The organism is Streptomyces sp. NPDC002889 (assembly GCF_042888425.1).
In the GTDB taxonomy this organism is placed as follows: domain Bacteria; phylum Actinomycetota; class Actinomycetes; order Streptomycetales; family Streptomycetaceae; genus Streptomyces.
Genome location: NZ_JBIAPT010000004.1, coordinates 251,672 through 267,607, shown reverse-complemented (window position 1 = coordinate 267,607; position 15,936 = coordinate 251,672). Strand labels below are relative to the sequence as shown.

General features: G+C 70.1%; 13 protein-coding genes, 2 pseudogenes and 1 riboswitch. Of the genes and pseudogenes, 10 read left to right on the top strand and 5 right to left on the bottom strand.

Annotated elements, in window-relative coordinates:
- Positions 1-193: 193 nt before the first annotated feature.
- Complete coding sequence (locus ACFYWI_RS08095) at positions 194-1,090, bottom strand: SIS domain-containing protein (RefSeq protein WP_389226991.1); 897 nt, start codon at positions 1,088-1,090, stop codon at positions 194-196.
- Between the two features lie 230 nt (positions 1,091-1,320).
- On the opposite strand from ACFYWI_RS08095, the gene ACFYWI_RS08090 reads away from it, so the two are divergent.
- From ACFYWI_RS08090 to otsB, 3 genes are all read left to right on the top strand, one after another.
- Entirely contained in the window at positions 1,321-2,598 is a 1,278-nt protein-coding gene (locus ACFYWI_RS08090) for an extracellular solute-binding protein (protein ID WP_389226988.1), read from the top strand.
- Positions 2,599-2,927: 329 nt separating this feature from the next.
- Positions 2,928-3,164: a DUF3263 domain-containing protein gene (locus ACFYWI_RS08085; RefSeq protein ID WP_389226985.1), complete on the top strand. Its 237-nt coding sequence runs from the start codon at positions 2,928-2,930 to the stop codon at positions 3,162-3,164.
- 9 nt (positions 3,165-3,173) lie between these two features.
- Positions 3,174-4,019 carry a trehalose-phosphatase gene (otsB, locus tag ACFYWI_RS08080; protein ID WP_389226982.1) on the top strand — a complete coding sequence of 282 codons (846 nt, stop codon included), beginning with the start codon at positions 3,174-3,176 and terminating at the stop codon, positions 4,017-4,019.
- A gap of 153 nt (positions 4,020-4,172) precedes the next feature.
- Here otsB and ACFYWI_RS08075 read toward each other — a convergent pair whose 3' ends face one another.
- From ACFYWI_RS08075 to ACFYWI_RS08065, 3 genes are all read right to left on the bottom strand, one after another.
- The gene (locus ACFYWI_RS08075; protein ID WP_389226979.1) at positions 4,173-5,579 is read right to left on the bottom strand and encodes a trehalose-6-phosphate synthase; all 1,407 of its coding nucleotides are present in this window, start codon (positions 5,577-5,579) and stop codon (positions 4,173-4,175) included.
- A gap of 70 nt (positions 5,580-5,649) precedes the next feature.
- The gene (locus ACFYWI_RS08070; protein WP_389226976.1) at positions 5,650-6,009 is read right to left on the bottom strand and encodes a hypothetical protein; all 360 of its coding nucleotides are present in this window, start codon (positions 6,007-6,009) and stop codon (positions 5,650-5,652) included.
- 38 nt (positions 6,010-6,047) lie between these two features.
- A complete protein-coding gene (locus ACFYWI_RS08065; RefSeq protein ID WP_389226973.1) occupies positions 6,048-6,992 on the bottom strand; it encodes a glucosyl-3-phosphoglycerate synthase in 945 nt (314 codons plus the stop codon).
- Positions 6,993-7,133: 141 nt separating this feature from the next.
- Positions 7,134-7,261, top strand: a riboswitch (SAM riboswitch).
- Positions 7,262-7,278: 17 nt separating this feature from the next.
- On the opposite strand from ACFYWI_RS08065, the gene thrC reads away from it, so the two are divergent.
- The 7 genes and pseudogenes from thrC to ACFYWI_RS08030 form a co-directional block, all read left to right on the top strand.
- Positions 7,279-8,565: a threonine synthase gene (gene thrC, locus ACFYWI_RS08060; protein WP_389226970.1), complete on the top strand. Its 1,287-nt coding sequence runs from the start codon at positions 7,279-7,281 to the stop codon at positions 8,563-8,565.
- A 23-nt stretch (positions 8,566-8,588) separates the two neighbouring features.
- Positions 8,589-8,864, top strand: a complete 276-nt coding sequence (locus tag ACFYWI_RS08055; protein WP_389226967.1) for a MoaD/ThiS family protein — start codon at positions 8,589-8,591, stop codon at positions 8,862-8,864.
- Between the two features lie 418 nt (positions 8,865-9,282).
- Complete coding sequence (locus ACFYWI_RS08050) at positions 9,283-9,486, top strand: cold-shock protein (protein WP_005315736.1); 204 nt, start codon at positions 9,283-9,285, stop codon at positions 9,484-9,486.
- Between the two features lie 329 nt (positions 9,487-9,815).
- Complete coding sequence (gene groL / locus ACFYWI_RS08045) at positions 9,816-11,438, top strand: chaperonin GroEL (RefSeq protein ID WP_389226964.1); 1,623 nt, start codon at positions 9,816-9,818, stop codon at positions 11,436-11,438.
- Positions 11,439-11,645: 207 nt separating this feature from the next.
- Positions 11,646-13,150, top strand: a pseudogene (locus tag ACFYWI_RS08040) (alpha/beta hydrolase).
- 113 nt (positions 13,151-13,263) lie between these two features.
- Entirely contained in the window at positions 13,264-14,199 is a 936-nt protein-coding gene (locus ACFYWI_RS08035; protein WP_389226961.1) for a hypothetical protein, read from the top strand.
- A gap of 159 nt (positions 14,200-14,358) precedes the next feature.
- Positions 14,359-14,703: pseudogene (locus ACFYWI_RS08030) on the top strand (phosphotransferase); the annotation flags it as partial.
- 9 nt (positions 14,704-14,712) lie between these two features.
- Here the strand turns inward: ACFYWI_RS08030 and ACFYWI_RS08025 are convergent.
- A partial coding sequence (locus tag ACFYWI_RS08025; protein ID WP_389226958.1) for a SpoIIE family protein phosphatase occupies positions 14,713-15,936 on the bottom strand: 1,224 nt, incomplete at its 5' end.

Below are 15,936 nucleotides of genomic sequence, written 5' to 3'. Positions count from 1 at the left end.
GCGAGATTGTTGACGCTGCATACAAACGGCCTAACGGCGGTGGCGGCCCGGCCCCGGGCCGTACACGGGGGCGGACGGCTCCCGAGGACAGGCGTCGGGCTGGTTCGAGGCCCGACGCCTGTCGGCGGCATGGGGGTCTCCGCTTCCCGCTCCCGCCACCGGGGGCCTGCCCCGAGCCGCCTGTCGTCGTCCGTCAGCCGGAAAGGATCACGCTGCGCGTCAGGTTGCGCGGGCGGTCGGGGTCGTGGCCCTGCGACTCCGCCAGCGTCACCGCGAGGCGCTGGGCGCGGACCAGGTCCGCCAGGGGGTCCGCATCCTGGCGGGCGACCAGCGTGCCGCCGACCTTGGCGACGTCCCCTGCCAGGCCCTCCGGGAGCGCGCCGAAGACCCACGCGACCCGGTTCGGGCCGGTGATGGAGATCGGGCCGTGGCGGTACTCCATCGCCGGGTACGACTCGGTCCACGCGCCCGCCGCCTCGCGCATCTTCAGGCCGGCCTCCAGTGCGAGCCCGTAGGTCCAGCCGCGGCCCAGGAACGTCCACTGTTCGGCGGCCACCACCGCCTCCGGCAGCGGCTCCGTGATCGCCAGCTCGGCGTCGACCGCGGCCTGGGCCACCGACTTCAGGCCCGGCAGGTCCCCGAGGCCCGCCCGCAGGAACGCCAGCGCCGTCGTGGCGAACCGGGTCTGCACCACCGACTCCTCGTCCGCCCAGTCCAGTACCGCCACCATGTCCGCCGCGTCCATCACCGGCGTCCTCGGGTCGGCCGTCAGCGCGAGGGTGGGCACCTTGCCCTTGAGCCGGGCCAGCAGCTCGAGGACCTCGGTCGTCGTGCCGGACCGGGTGATGGCGACCACCCGGTCGTACGAACGGCCCGCCGGGAACTCCGAGGCGGGGAACGCGTCCGTCTCCCCGAGCCCGGCCGCCTCCCGCAGCGCGGCATAGGCGATGGCCATGAACCACGAGGTGCCGCAGCCGGTGACGGCGACGCGCTCACCCGGCTGCGGCAGACCCTCGAAGGCCGTGGCAGTCTCGGCCGCTCGGCGCCAGCAGGCGGGCTGGGTGGCTATCTCTGCTGCGGTACGGGACATGCGGCATGGCTCCTCGCGACGTACGACTCGGGACCGGCACCGACCACTTCGTGCCGGGATGTGCATAGCAGCCCGTTCGAGGGGCCTGCAACGCGACGGCGTTGCGAAAGTGATACCCGCATTGGTGTAGACCTCATGCCCACCATGGGAGAATCATCGCTCATCTCGCAGGACGTCGCGAGGGACGACCGGGACGTACGACCAACCGACAGCAGAGGGTGGGGAGAGCTGTGCAGCGGCGCTTCTTGGGTCTCGCCGCGGCAGCCGCGGCACTCGCAATGACGATCTCGCTCTCGGGCTGTGGCAGCTCCGGCGGCTCGGGAGGTGAGGTCACCCTCAAGCTCGTGGCCGCCGACTACGACGTCGCCGGAGGCGAGAGCAGCAAGAAGTACTGGGCCGATCTGACGGCCGCCTTCACGGCCCAGAACCCCGGGATCAAGGTCGAGGTCCAGGTCGAGTCCTGGAACGACGTCGACCGCAAGGTCGCCGAGATGGTCAAGGCGGGCAACGCTCCCGACATCGCCCAGATCGGTGCCTACGCCGACTACGCGGCGGCCGACAAGCTCTACTCCGCCGACCAGCTGCTCTCCGTACCCGTGCAGGCCAACTTCCTCACCCCGCTCGTCGACGCGGGCGAGCAGAAGCGCGTCCAGTACGGGCTTCCGTTCGTCGCCTCGACCCGGCTGCTCTTCTACAACAAGAAGCTGTTCGCCCAGGCAGGGATCACCGAGAGCCCCAGGACCTGGGACGATCTCAGGACCGATGCGCAGAAGCTGAAGGCGAACACCGACGTCCCGTACCCCTTCGCGCTGCCGCTCGGGCCGGAGGAGGCCCAGGCCGAGACCATGATGTGGCTGCTCAGCGGCGGCAGCGACGGGTACACCGACGCGGTCGGCAGCTACGCGATCGACGCGCAGGCGAACGTCGACACATTCGACTGGCTGAAGAGCAACCTCGTCGACGCGAAACTCACCGGGCCCGTCCCGCCCGCCGAACTCAACCGCAAGGACGCCTTCGCCGCGTTCACGCGCGGCGAGGTCGGCATGCTCAACGGCCACCCGTCGCTGATGCAGGCCGCCGAGAAGGAGGGCATCGACGTCGGCAAGGTCGCGCTGCCCGGCCGCAGCGGCAAGGCCAAGGCGGCGATGGGCGTGGCCGACTGGATCATGGGCTTCAAGGAGAGCGGCCACCGGGCCGAGATCGGCAAGTTCCTCGACTTCGTCTTCAGCGACAAGAACGTCCTCGACTTCGCCGGCCAGAACGACCTGCTGCCCGTGACGGTCTCCGCCTCCGAGGCGATGGAGGACGATCCGCAGCACAAGGACCTCAAGGCGTTCCTGCGGGAGCTGCCGGCGTCGATGCTGCCGCCCGTGGGGAAGACGTCATGGGCGTCGGCCAGCGAGAACATCAAGAAGAACATCGGCAGGGCGGTCGAGCCGGGCGGCAGCCCGGAGGCGGTGCTGGGCCGGATACAGCGCGATGCGAAGGCGGCGGAGGCCGCGGAGTAGGCCTGCGGAGGCCGTGATCCGGCGTGCGGGCCGCTACGGCCGCGTCGCACGAGGTCGACCGAGTGGGCGGCCTCGCGGCTGCTCGGATGGGGCGGTGGTGCGGCTGCCGGGCGCGGCCTGCACGCGGTGGCCCGTGCCGTGCCCTGCCGCGCCTCCGGCCTCGTGGCCCGAACTGTCTGCGGCGCCCCGGGGACTTCCTCGCCCGGACGCGATACGGCGGTCCGCCCGACGTCCCCCGCCGCCGACCTCTCCGGTCGGCGCGTGGCCGGGTGCCGTAGGGATGCGGCGGGACACCCCGGGCGTCGGCGGGCGCCGATAGGTTGGATCGTATGACCGACGACCAGGTGCTTTCCGAGCGTGAACGGGCCGTCCTGGGCATGGAGCAGCGCTCCTGGTCCGGAGCGGGCGCGAAGGAGCGGGCGATAAGGGAGCAGCTCGGCATCTCCCCGGTGCGCTACTACCAGCTCCTCAACGCGCTCCTCGACGACGAGCGTGCGCTCGCGCACGATCCCGTCACTGTCAACCGACTGCGCCGTGTCAGGGACGCCAGGAGAAGTCGCCGATAGGGTCGGACCATGGGCTCCCCGTACGCGCACCCTCTGCCGACGCCGTCCACCCCTGCCGGTCGTGACGGCCTCGCGGCACTCCTCGCCCGGCCCACCAGGGCCGTGATCGCCCTCGACTTCGACGGCACGCTCGCCGAGATCGTGCCCGACCCCGAACAGGCCCGGGCCCACCCGGGCGCCGTCCCCGCACTCGCCGCGCTCGCGCCACGGGTGGCCTCCGTGGCCGTGGTCACCGGCCGCCCCGCCGGAGTCGCCGTGCGCTACGGCGGCTTTGCCGGGGTGGCGGGCCTGGACCATCTCGTCGTCCTCGGCCACTACGGCGCCGAGCGCTGGGACGCGGTCACCGGCACCGTCCACGCCCCCGCCCCGAACCCCGGCGTCGCCGCGGCCCGCGCCGAGCTTCCCGGCCTCCTCGACGAGGTCGGGGCCTGGAAGGGCACCTGGGTCGAGGAGAAGGGCCAGGCCGTCGCCGTCCACACGCGCCGCGCCACCGACCCGCAGGCCGCCTTCGAGGCCCTGCGTGAACCGCTCGCGGCCCTCGCCGACCGCCACGGCCTGATCATGGAACCGGGCCGGATGGTCCTGGAACTGCGCCCGCCCGGCATGGACAAGGGAATGGCGCTGGCCGAGTACGTACGGGAGGTGAACGCCGAGGTTGTCCTCTACGCGGGCGACGACCTGGGTGACCTCCCCGCGTTCGGAGTGGTGGAGAAACTCCGCTCGGACGGCGTCCCAGGACTGCTGGTCTGCAGCGGCAGCAACGAGGTGACCGAACTGGCCGACCGCGCGGATCTGCTGCTGCCGGGCCCGCCGGCGGTGGTGGAGTTCCTGGCGGCGCTGGCGCAGCGGCTGTAGGGCGGGCACCGGGAGCCGCGGGCTGCGACAGGGTCGTGGTCGGCGGCCCGCGCCGAGCACGGGGATCGCAGCGCCCGTCCCGCGCCGGGGCCGGGCCGGGCGGGCTTCTGCGTTGTCGTGCTCCGGGGAACTCCCCGTCGCAGGTCGGGTGGGCTAGGCGGTGGTGCCGCGCAGTGCGTTCAGCTGGTCCAGGAACCACTGCTTCGGCGGCAGCGCCGTCGCCGCCGCCGCGAGCCGCTTGGTGCGTTCGGCCCGTTCCGTGTCCGGCATGGTCAGGGCCTCGTGCAGCGCGGTCGCCGTGCCCGTCACGTCGTACGGGTTGACGGTGATCGCGTCGTCGCCGAGCTCGTCGTACGCGCCCGCCTCACGCGAGAGCACCAGCGCGCAGCCGTTGTCGGAGACGATCGGGACCTCTTTGGCGACCAGGTTCATGCCGTCCCTGATCGGGTTGACCAGGGCGACGTCCGCCAGGCGGTAGGCGGCCAGGGAGCGGGCGAAGTCGTCCTTGACGTGCACGACGACCGGAGTCCAGCCGGCCGTCCCGAACCGGGCGTTGATCTCGTCGGCGAGCCGGGAGACCTCGGCGGTGTAGTCCCGGTAGACCGCGAGGTCCTGGCGCGAGGGGTAGGCGAGCGCGATGTGCACGACCCGTTCCCGCCACTCGGAGTGCTCCTCCAGCAGCTCCCGGTAGGCCAGAAGCCCGCGCACGATGTTCTTGGACAGCTCCGTGCGGTCGACTCGGACGATCGTCTTCCGGTCGCCGTCGCCGCCGATCTGCTCGTGCAGCTGCGCCATACGGTCTCCCACATCGGGCCGGTGTGCGCGCTCCCGCAGGAAGTCCGCGTCCGCGCCGAGGCCGTGCACCCCGAGCCGGGTGGCGCCCGTTCCTCCCACCACCTGTTCGCAGCAGCCCCGGAAGGCGGCCGCCCACCGCGCGGTCAGGAACCCCAGCCGGTCGGCGCCCAGCATTCCCCGCAGCAGCTGCCGCGCGATGTCGTCGGGCAGCATCCGGAAGTATTCGGCCGGCGCCCACGGCGTGTGCGAGAAGTGCCCGATCCGCAGGTCGGGACGCAGCTCGCGGAGCATCCCGGGCACCAGCGCCAGGTGGTAGTCCTGCACCAGCACCGACGCCCCGTCCGCGGCCTGTGCCGCCAGTGCCTCGGCGAACGCCCGGTTGTACGTCTCGTACGCCGCCCACTGCCGCCGGAACTCCTTGTCGAAGACCGGCTCCAGCGGGGTCTGGTACAGCATGTGGTTGACGAACCACAGCACCGAGTTGGCGATGCCGTTGTACGCGTCGGCGTGCACGGCGGCGTCGATGTCGAGCATCCGCACACCGGGTTCGCCCACCCCGCGCCGTACGGCCTCGCGGTCGCCCTCGCTCAGGGCCGCGCACACCCATAGGGACTGCGCCTCGGAGCCGATGGCCGACAGGCCGGAGACCAGGCCCCCGCCACCGCGGCGGGCGTCGAGTCCGCCGCTGTCGTTCACCGTGTACGAGACGGGGCCGCGGTTGGAGGCGACCAGGATCTGGGCAACGTGCTCACGCTCGGAGACCATGTGCCGAACTTAGCCCGTCCCGCGAACCCTCAAACGTGCGTACGGTCTCCTCGGCCTGTCTCAGCCGGTTTCAGTGCCTGCGGCGGCCGCGCGACGCGGCGACGGCGACCACGCCCGCCGCCGACAGGCTCAGCGCCACCCCGCCCATCAGCCACAGCTGCTCGGTCGTGGCCCCGGTGCGGGCCATCTCGCCGGGGTGGACCTGTACCTGCCGGAGGGAGGGGTCCGGCCCCACGGTGTCCGCGGTCCTTGCCCCGGCCGCGACGGCTGCCCCGGCCGCGGGGCCGAGCACCGTCGCGGCCGTGACCGTCAGGGCCGCGACGAGCTGACTGCCGGCCCTGCGGATCCTGCCGCGCGTGCCATGCCTGCCGTAGGTGCCGAGCCCGCCGTACGGGCCGAGCCTGCCATTCCTGTCATATTGAGCGCCCATAAGTGCGAAATTTAGACAAGATGCCCGACTGTTCCGGGTTACGCCGCGCGACGCGCCGCATACTCACCGATCTCGCGCATCGGCGGCCGTTCCTCCGTGTCCACCCAGTACGTACGCGGCTCGAACCCCGCCTCGCCCCGCTCGAACTGCGTCAGCGCCGGCCGCACCAAGTGTCCGCGTGACAGTCGCAGTTGGGCCGTGCGGTAGATCGCCGCCGCCATTCTGCCCAGCGCCTGTCCGTCCTGGTGACGGTGCTTGCGCGAGCCGACGTCCACCTGTGCGAGCGCATCCAGGCCCACCGTGTGCAGCGCGTCCACCAGCAGCCCCAGCTCCACCCCGTAACCGACCGGGAACGGCAGTCGCTCCAGCAGCGAGCGCCGCGCCGCGTACTCGCCGCCCAGCGGCTGGACGAACCCGGCCAGCTGCGGCCAGTGCAGGTTCAGCAGCGGCCGCGCGACCAGCTCCGTCACCCGCCCGCCCTGACCGGGCTCCGCGCCGAGCGGCCGGTCGTACATCGCCTTGACGAACTGCACCTCGGGGTCGGTCAGCAGCGGCCCCACGGTCCCGGAGACGAAGTCGGCCGAGAAGTCCCGCAGATCCGCGTCGACGAAGCAGACGATGTCTCCGCTGGTCACCATCAGTGACCGCCACAGAACCTCGCCCTTGCCCGGCACGGCCGGTATCCGCGGCAGGATCGCGTCCCGGTGGACCACCCGCGCGCCGGCCGCCGCGGCCACCTCGGCCGTACGGTCGCTCGAGCCCGAGTCGATGACCACCAGTTCGTCGACGAGCGGCACCGTCTCCATCAGCTCGCGCCGGATCACCGTGACGATGTCACCGACCGTCGCCTCCTCGTCCAGCGCTGGGAGCACCACACTCACCGACGTTCCGCGCCCGGCCTTGGCCGCCACCAGTTGGTTCAGCGTGCGATCGGCCGCCGCCCAGGAACGCCTGCTCAGCCAGCGCTCCACCTCATCGAGCACGTGCGCGTCTCCTTGACTTCCGGTCGGGTGATCCATCTCGCTGTTCGGACGACTATCTCAACCCTCCATGCCTTCGGTTACAGTCTTGAACAACGCAGATGACCGTCGCATGCCGGGGTCGTCTCGCCGACAATCGAATACCGCTCATCCAGAGGGGCAGAGGGAACGGCCCGTTGAAGCCCCGGCAACCCTCCCGCCGACCGCGAGGTCACGGTGGGGAAGGTGCCAATTCCGTCTCGTGGCGAGATGCGTCACGAGGAAGATGAGGAGAAAGGGCCTCGCCACCATGGCTGCGCAGACTGTCGCAAGCACCACCACCCCCGTGAACCTCGGACCCGCCGCCGCACTCTCGTGCCGCGAATGCGGAGAGCGTTTCGAGCTCGGCCCCATCTTCGCCTGCGCCTCCTGTTTCGGGCCGCTCGAAGTCGCCTACGACCTGCCGAGCGGCGACCCCGAGGCCCTGCGCAAGCAGATCGAGGCGGGCCCGGACAACATCTGGCGCTACGCGCCGCTGCTGCCCGTCCCCGTCGACGTGGCCGACAAGCCGAACATCAACCCCGGCTTCACCAAGCTCGTCAAGGCCGACAACCTCGCCCGTGAACTGGGCGTCACCGGCGGCCTGTACGTCAAGGACGACTCCGGCAACCCGACGCACTCCTTCAAGGACCGCGTCGTCGCGATCGCCGTCGAGGCCGCCCGTGCCTTCGGCTTCACCACCCTGTCCTGCTCCTCCACCGGCAACCTCGCCGGCGCCGTCGGCGCGGCCGCCGCCCGGGCCGGCTTCCGCTCCTGCGTGTTCATCCCGCACGACCTGGAGCAGGGCAAGGTCGTCATGGCCGCGGTGTACGGCGGCGAACTGGTCGGCATCGAGGGCAACTACGACGACGTCAACCGCTTCTGCTCCGAGCTCATCGGCGACCCGCTCGGCGAGGGCTGGGGCTTCGTCAACGTCAACCTGCGCCCGTACTACGGCGAGGGCTCCAAGACGCTCGCGTACGAGATCTGCGAGCAGCTCGGCTGGCGGCTGCCCGACCAGATCGTGATCCCGATCGCCTCCGGGTCGCAGCTCACCAAGATCGACAAGGGTCTGCAGGAGCTCATCAAGCTCGGTCTCGTCGAGGACAGGCCCTACAAGATCTTCGGCGCCCAGGCCGAGGGCTGCTCGCCCGTGTCCACCGCGTTCAAGGCCGGCCACGACGTCGTACGCCCGCAGAAGCCGAACACCATCGCGAAGTCGCTGGCCATCGGCAATCCGGCGGACGGCCCGTACGTCCTGGACATCGCCCGCCGCACCGGGGGCGCGGTCGAGGACGTCGACGACGAGCAGATCGTCGACGCGATCAAGCTGCTGGCGCGCACGGAGGGCATCTTCGCCGAGACCGCGGGTGGCGTGACCGTGGGTGTCACCCGGAAGCTGATCGAGCAGGGTGTGCTCGACCCGGCGCTCACCACCGTCGTGCTCAACACAGGCGACGGCCTCAAGACGCTGGACGCTGTCGCTCCGACCACCGGCCCGACCGCGACGATCCGCCCGAGCCTGGACGCGTTCCGCGACGCCGGCCTGGCCGGCTGAACTACCGAGAGAGGCAGCACACCATGAGCGTCAATGTCCGCATCCCCACCATCCTTCGCACGTACACGGGTGGCCAGGCCGAGGTCCCGGCCGAGGGCGCGACCCTCTCGGAGGTCATCGCGGATCTGGAGAAGAACCATGCGGGCATCGCGGCCCGGGTCCTGGACGACCAGGGCAAGCTGCGCCGCTTCGTCAACGTCTACGTGAACGACGACGACGTGCGCTTCGAGCAGGGCCTGGAGACGGCGACGCCGGACGGTGCGGGAGTTTCCATCATCCCCGCGGTCGCCGGCGGCTGACCTACCTCGAATTACCCAGAGTAACCAGAATTGCCCCCTCCGCGGAAGAAACGGAGGGGGCAATTCTGCATGGTTGAGCGCGGTAGAGTTGGGGAAGCCCCCGCCGCCGCCTGTGCCGCTCGCATATGAGAATGCGCCGCGAGGCGACAAGAAACAGCCAAAGTGCGCGATCGAAATGCGCCATTGACGCCATTTGTCGGGCCCGACTTGCCCCGGAATTCACAGAATTCACATAAATCATCCGTTCGCGGCTGCTCAGATTTCTCGTCCGACTGACCTGTTGCAGAGGGCAGTTGGGCAGATACATTCAGCCGCGGTCGACGCGTTCCGGCGCACGCCCCTCCTGTCGGGGCGGTAGGTCTGACCCGGGTCCGCGAGGTGCGGTCCTGCGCAAGGGCCAGTAATAGGGGAGTTAGGCATGGCTCAGGGCACCGTCAAGTGGTTCAACGCGGAGAAGGGCTACGGCTTCATCGCGGTCGACGGTGGTGCGGATGTTTTCGTCCACTACAGCGCGATCCAGATGGATGGGTACCGCACCCTTGAAGAGGGTCAGCGAGTCGAGTTCGAGATCTCGCAGGGCCAGAAGGGTCCGCAGGCGGACATGGTCAAGCTCGCCGTCTGATCCAGGCGCGATCGGCCACCGACGCACTCACTCCGAGGGGCCCGCATCCCACCCAGGGATGCGGGCCCCTCGTGCGTCTCCGCGCATGTCGGTGATCCGTTCCTGATCCGTTCGCCAACCGGTTCGCATCCGTGAGAGGCGCTTGCACTCTCCATGGTCGAGTGCTAATCATTGGCGTTAGCACTCTGACAGTGAGAGTGACAACGAGGACCGGGTCGGTGAGGTCCGCAGGCCGGGTGGGGCAAGGAACCACACGGCATGCAGGCCGTCCGTCGCGGGCGCCAGCGCGGTCCGGAGCAATCCACCCCAGTCCGGGAGGACCACTTCACATGGCCAAGATCATCGCGTTCGACGAGGAGGCACGGCGCGGTCTCGAGCGCGGGATGAACCAGCTCGCCGACGCCGTCAAGGTCACCCTTGGCCCCAAGGGCCGGAACGTCGTCCTCGAGAAGAAGTGGGGCGCCCCCACGATCACCAACGATGGTGTTTCCATCGCCAAGGAGATCGAGCTCGAGGACCCGTACGAGAAGATCGGCGCCGAGCTGGTCAAGGAAGTCGCCAAGAAGACGGACGACGTCGCCGGCGACGGTACGACCACCGCGACCGTTCTCGCCCAGGCGCTCGTCCGTGAGGGCCTGCGCAACGTGGCCGCCGGTGCCAACCCGATGGCCCTGAAGCGCGGTATCGAGAAGGCCGTCGAGGCCGTCTCCGGTGCCCTGCTCGAGCAGGCCAAGGACGTGGAGACCAAGGAGCAGATCGCTTCCACCGCCTCCATCTCCGCCGCCGACACCCAGATCGGCGAGCTCATCGCCGAGGCGATGGACAAGGTCGGCAAGGAAGGCGTCATCACCGTCGAGGAGTCCCAGACCTTCGGTCTGGAGCTGGAGCTCACCGAGGGTATGCGCTTCGACAAGGGCTACATCTCGGCGTACTTCGCCACCGACATGGAGCGTATGGAGGCCGTCCTCGACGACCCGTACATCCTGATCGTCAACTCGAAGATCAGCTCGGTCAAGGACCTGCTGCCGCTCCTCGAGAAGGTCATGCAGTCCGGCAAGCCGCTGCTGATCATCGCCGAGGACGTCGAGGGCGAGGCCCTGTCGACCCTGGTCGTCAACAAGATCCGTGGCACCTTCAAGTCCGTCGCCGTCAAGGCTCCGGGCTTCGGTGACCGTCGTAAGGCCATGCTGAACGACATCGCCATCCTCACCGGCGGCACGGTCATCTCCGAGGAGGTCGGTCTCAAGCTCGAGAACGCGAGCCTGGACCTCCTGGGCCGCGCCCGCAAGATCGTCGTCACCAAGGACGAGACGACGATCGTCGACGGTGCCGGTGAGAGCGACCAGGTTCAGGGCCGCGTCAACCAGATCCGCGCCGAGATCGAGAACTCGGACTCGGACTACGACCGCGAGAAGCTCCAGGAGCGCCTCGCGAAGCTGGCCGGCGGCGTGGCCGTCATCAAGGCCGGCGCCGCGACCGAGGTCGAGCTCAAGGAGCGCAAGCACCGCATCGAGGACGCGGTGCGCAACGCCAAGGCCGCTGTCGAGGAGGGCATCGTCGCCGGTGGTGGCGTGGCTCTCATCCAGGCTTCCTCGGTCTTCGAGAAGCTCGACCTCGACGGTGACGAGGCGACCGGCGCCAACGCCGTGAAGCTCGCGCTCGAGGCCCCGCTGAAGCAGATCGCCGTCAACGGTGGTCTCGAAGGCGGCGTCGTTGTGGAGAAGGTGCGCAACCTGCCCGTCGGCCACGGTCTGAACGCCGCGACCGGCGAGTACGTCGACATGATCGCCGAGGGCATCATCGACCCCGCGAAGGTGACCCGCTCTGCCCTGCAGAACGCGGCCTCCATCGCGGCGCTGTTCCTCACCACCGAGGCCGTCATCGCCGACAAGCCGGAGAAGGCCGCCGCGCCTGCCGGTGGCGGCATGCCGGGCGGTGACATGGACTTCTGATCGGCCTGTTGGTTGATCAACCGTCCTGACCGAGGGCGGCACCCCACTCCCAGGGGGTGCCGCCTTCGGGCGTTTCCCGGGCCCGGAAGTGCCCCGGTACCGGGAGCCTGTGGGGCCCGTAAGGGTGGGGCAATCCCCCCTGCGAAGAGGGCAGTTGGCTCCGGTGGGGTGGGCGCGGGATTCCGCGAGGGTCTTCCCATGCGAATCATGCGAACCCTTCGCCGTCAGCCCGTCATCACCCTCGCTCTCACCCTCCCGGCTCTCGCGACCGCGCTGGTCGCCCTCCCCGCACCCGCCACGGCAACCGAGCCGACGGCCACGGCAATTCAGTGGGGACCCTGCCCCGGCGCGGGGATCGATCCGCGCCAGGAGTGCGGCACGGTCTCCGTACCCCTCGAGTACGCCGACCCCGGCGGCCCGCAGATCTCCCTCGCCGTCTCCCGCCTCCGCAGCGAGACCCCCGGGGCGCGGCGCGGCACCCTGCTGCTGATCCCCGGTGGGCCGGGCAGCCCCGGTGTCGACCAGCCCTCCCGCCGCGGGAAGCGGCTCCCGCAGTCGGTGCGCGAGGCGTACGACGTCGTCAGCTTCGACCCGCGCGGTGTCGGCCGCTCCGCACCCGTCGACTGTGGACTGCCGCACGACGATCTCGCCATGGAACGTCTGCGCCCATGGCCCGCGCCCGACGGATCGATCGACCGGAACATCGCCACCGCCCGCCGACTCTCCGACACCTGCGCCGCGAACGGCGGAGAGGTACTGCGCACCCTCAGCACCCGCAACGAGGCCCGCGACATCGATCGCATCCGCCAGGCGCCAGGGGAGCGGAAACTGTCGGCGTGGGGCGTCTCGTACGGCACCTACGTCGGCGCCGTCTACGCGCAGATGTTCCCGCACCGCACCGACCGCTGGGTTCTCGACAGTAACGACGACCCGGACCCGAGGCGGTGGCACGCAGGTGGCTGGCGAACTACGCGATCGGCGTCGAGGACGCCCTCCCCGGCTTCGCCGACTGGGCCGCCGATCCGGACAACCCCGACCGCCTGGCCGCCACCGCCGCCGAGGTCCGGCCGCTGTTCCTCGCACTCGCCGCGCGTCTGGACCGGGAACCGATCCCGTGGCCGGACGCCAACCCCGAGCAGCTCAACGGCAATGTGCTGCGCCAGACGCTGCTGGACAGCCTCTACTCCAAGGACCGCTTCCCGTCCCTGGCCCGCCTGATCACTGCGGCCCGGACCGGCGCGCCGCTGCCGCCCGCGAGCACGGTCCCGGACGCCGTCATGCAGAACACGGTCGCCTCCTCGGCCGCGACGATCTGCAACGACGTGGACGCCTGGCACGAGCGGGAACAGACGGAGTACGAGAAGGACGTGGCCAAGAGCCGTGAGCGCCACCCGCTGACGGCCGGTATGCCGGTGAACGTGATGCCGTGCGTCTTCTGGCACGGCGGGCCCCAGGAACCCCCGGTCCGCATCACCCCGGACGGTGGCCCGTCCAACGTGCTGATGATCCAGAACGAGCGGGACGTCGCCACGCCGCTGGCCGGCGCGAGGAAGATGCGGGCGGCGTTCGGCGACCGGGCCAGGATGGTGACGGTCGACGCGATGGGCCACGGCTCCTACCGCGCAGGCGGCAACGAGTGCGGGGACGCATGGGTGACCGGCTTCCTGCTCACGGGACAGCGCCCGGCACACGACCGGTACTGCGCCTCCTGACCGTCGACAGGGCCTTCAGCGAGGGCTGCGGACCCATTCTCATGTGGCGTCGTGCTCAAGGCAGTTGAATGTCCCCTGGAAGATCGGAAGCAGACTCCGGGAAGGAAGTCGGCGTGACGTTCGGGGGACAGGGTCCGTACCGCCCGCCATGGCCGCCCAACGGGGCACCGCCGCCGCCCTACGGCCCGCCCGTGCCACTGTGGCGGCGGCTGCGTGAGGACGAGTGGCCGCCGCTGAGGGAGGTGCTGGGACACGGGCGCCGGATCCACGGCTGCGTGTGGGCGATGCTCCTGTTGTGCGTATGGCCCGCCCTGTTCCTCCTGGTGGCCTACCCGCTGGCCCGCTCGGCCCGGAGGAAGGCCCGGGCGGTGTTTCCCGTGCACAGCCATCGCCGTATCCAGGACCCGGAAGTGATGCGCGTACAAAAGGTCCGGGCCTGGACAGCGCTGGGCGCATCCTGCGTGATCATGGTGGCGTACGGCACGTCCGCGGACTGGCAGCAGGCCCAGGACCAGGTCCTCTTCCGGCTGGCGATCACCCCATGGCTGCTGCTCCTCACAGCGCCCGCGGTGATCGCGATCCTGTTCCGCCTCGCGCCGCCGTCCGCGCGACCGGTCATGCGTGCGCGACTGCGCCCGGCGGTTCGTTCGGTGCTCTGGTACTTCGGCGCCTTCACGGCCGTGCCGATCCTGTTCGCCGGCGTCATGCTCCTCAGCAGGTACCTTCGGGACGGCGTGCTCGACACCTTGATCTCGTTCGCGCTGCTCCTGCCGATCCTGTGGGTCACGTTCTTCGTGGGGTTCGCCTCCGCCACGGTCGTCCGCACCGCGTTCAACACCGCCGATGTGCACGCGGTGCTCCCGGCCCTGCTCACCGGCGTGCTGGTGTGGGAGCTGGCGGCCATCAATCTGTCCATGGCCGGACCGCCTCCGGGCCCACCCCTGATCCAGATCTGCGCCATCCTCGGAGGCCCGGCATCGGTGACGGCAGTGGCGTGGTGGGAGATCGTCCGCCTGCGTACGCGGTACGGCGTGACCTTGCGGAGCTGAACTCCCGGCGGGACCGGGCTCGGCGACGGCCGATAATCCGTAGCCGCGCGATCGTGCCGGTGCCTACCGTCCGGATCATGCTGCCCTTGGTGGAAACCGATGAACAGTGGGACGGGATCGTCCCTACGAGACGGTGATGCGCCCCGGAGCGCAGGCCCTCCCACGGGAGCCGCAGCCGCTCTGTTGCACACCGAGTTCATGCGCCGGCACCTGATCGTCGACCCCAACGGCCGGCGTCTGACGGGCCTGTTCGACTTCGAGCCCGCGATGATCGGCCACCGGGCGTACGACTTCGTGGCCGTGGGCCTGTTCGTCACGCGCGGCGACCCGAAACTGCTGGGCCGGCTGCTCGCGGCGTACGGCCACATCTTCGACCCTTCCGAGCTGCTCGCGTACACGCTGCTGCGTGTGTACAGCAACCTGCCCCGGTACCTGCGGGAGCTGCCCGCGCCGCCCTTCCGGACGCTGGAGTCGCTCGCGCAGACGTGGTTCCGGGCAGCCTGACCGAACAGGTCACCCCATCGTCAACGGCAGCGTGAACCATGTGGTCTTCCCGTCGTCGGTGGGGCGTGTCCCCCAGTCGCCCGCAAGGGTGTCGACAAGGATGAGTCCTCGTCCGGACTCGTCGTCGTCGGCGGCCAGCCGCGGCTGGGGCGGATGGTGGCTGTGGTCGCTCACCTCGACGGTGACTTCACTGCTGTCACGCCGCACATGCAGACGGACCGGGCCCTGGCCGTGCCGAATGGCATTCGTGACCACCTCGGACACCAGCAACTGTGCGTCATCGGCGAGCCCGTCGCAGTTCCATGCGGAAAGGGCCTTCGTGAGGAACACCCGCGCATCCGACACCGACGCCGACAGTGCGGGCAGATCCATGGCCGCGGTGGCCAGCGGCGCCGCAGGCAACTGGGCCAGCAGCAGGGTCACATCGTCGTGATGGTCCTCGGTGGAGGGCAGCACGGACGCGAGGACCCGGTCCGCGGCCTCCTCCAGACCGCGCGCGGCGGCCAGGGCGCGGTCGAGCTCGGTCATGAGGGCGTCGAGCTGCTCCTCGATGTCGCCTTCCGGCGTCTCTATCAGCCCGTCGGTGAAGAGAATGAGGCTGGATCCGGGCGCTACGGCCAGCGTGGTCTGCTGATGGAGGAAGTCCCCGACACCGAGCGGCACGCTCACCGGTGCGTCGAGGGGTCGCACGCCTTCGCCCGGCGGGGCGAGCAGGGCGGGCAGATGGCCGGCTGAGCACACGGTCACCTCGCCCGCGTCCGGTGCCACGATCAGATAGCAGCAGGTGACCAGCTGATCGGGCCCGTCGAGTTCGGCGACGATCGCGTCGAGGGACTGCATCAACTGCCTCGGCTGCATACCTGTCTTGGCGAGGGCGTGGGCAGCGGAACGGAGCTGCCCCATGATGGCCGCGGCTTCCAGCCCGCGTCCCATGACATCGCCGATGAGGATGCCGACCCGGCCCGCACCCAGTGGTACGAGGTCGAACCAGTCGCCGCCGACCCCCGCGCCCTGGGTGGCGGGCAGATAGCGGCTGGCCGTGTTCATCCCCGGAACGGGGGGCGGGGTCCCCATGAGGCTGCGCTGAAGAGTGAGGGCGACATGCCGCTGCTGTTCGTAGAGGGCGGTGAGCTGGGCCTCGGCGGCTTTTCGTTCGCTGACGTCGCGTACGGCGGCGGAGACGAGGAGTCCGTCGGAGGTTTCGAGGGGGCTGAGGCTGATTTCGACGGGGAA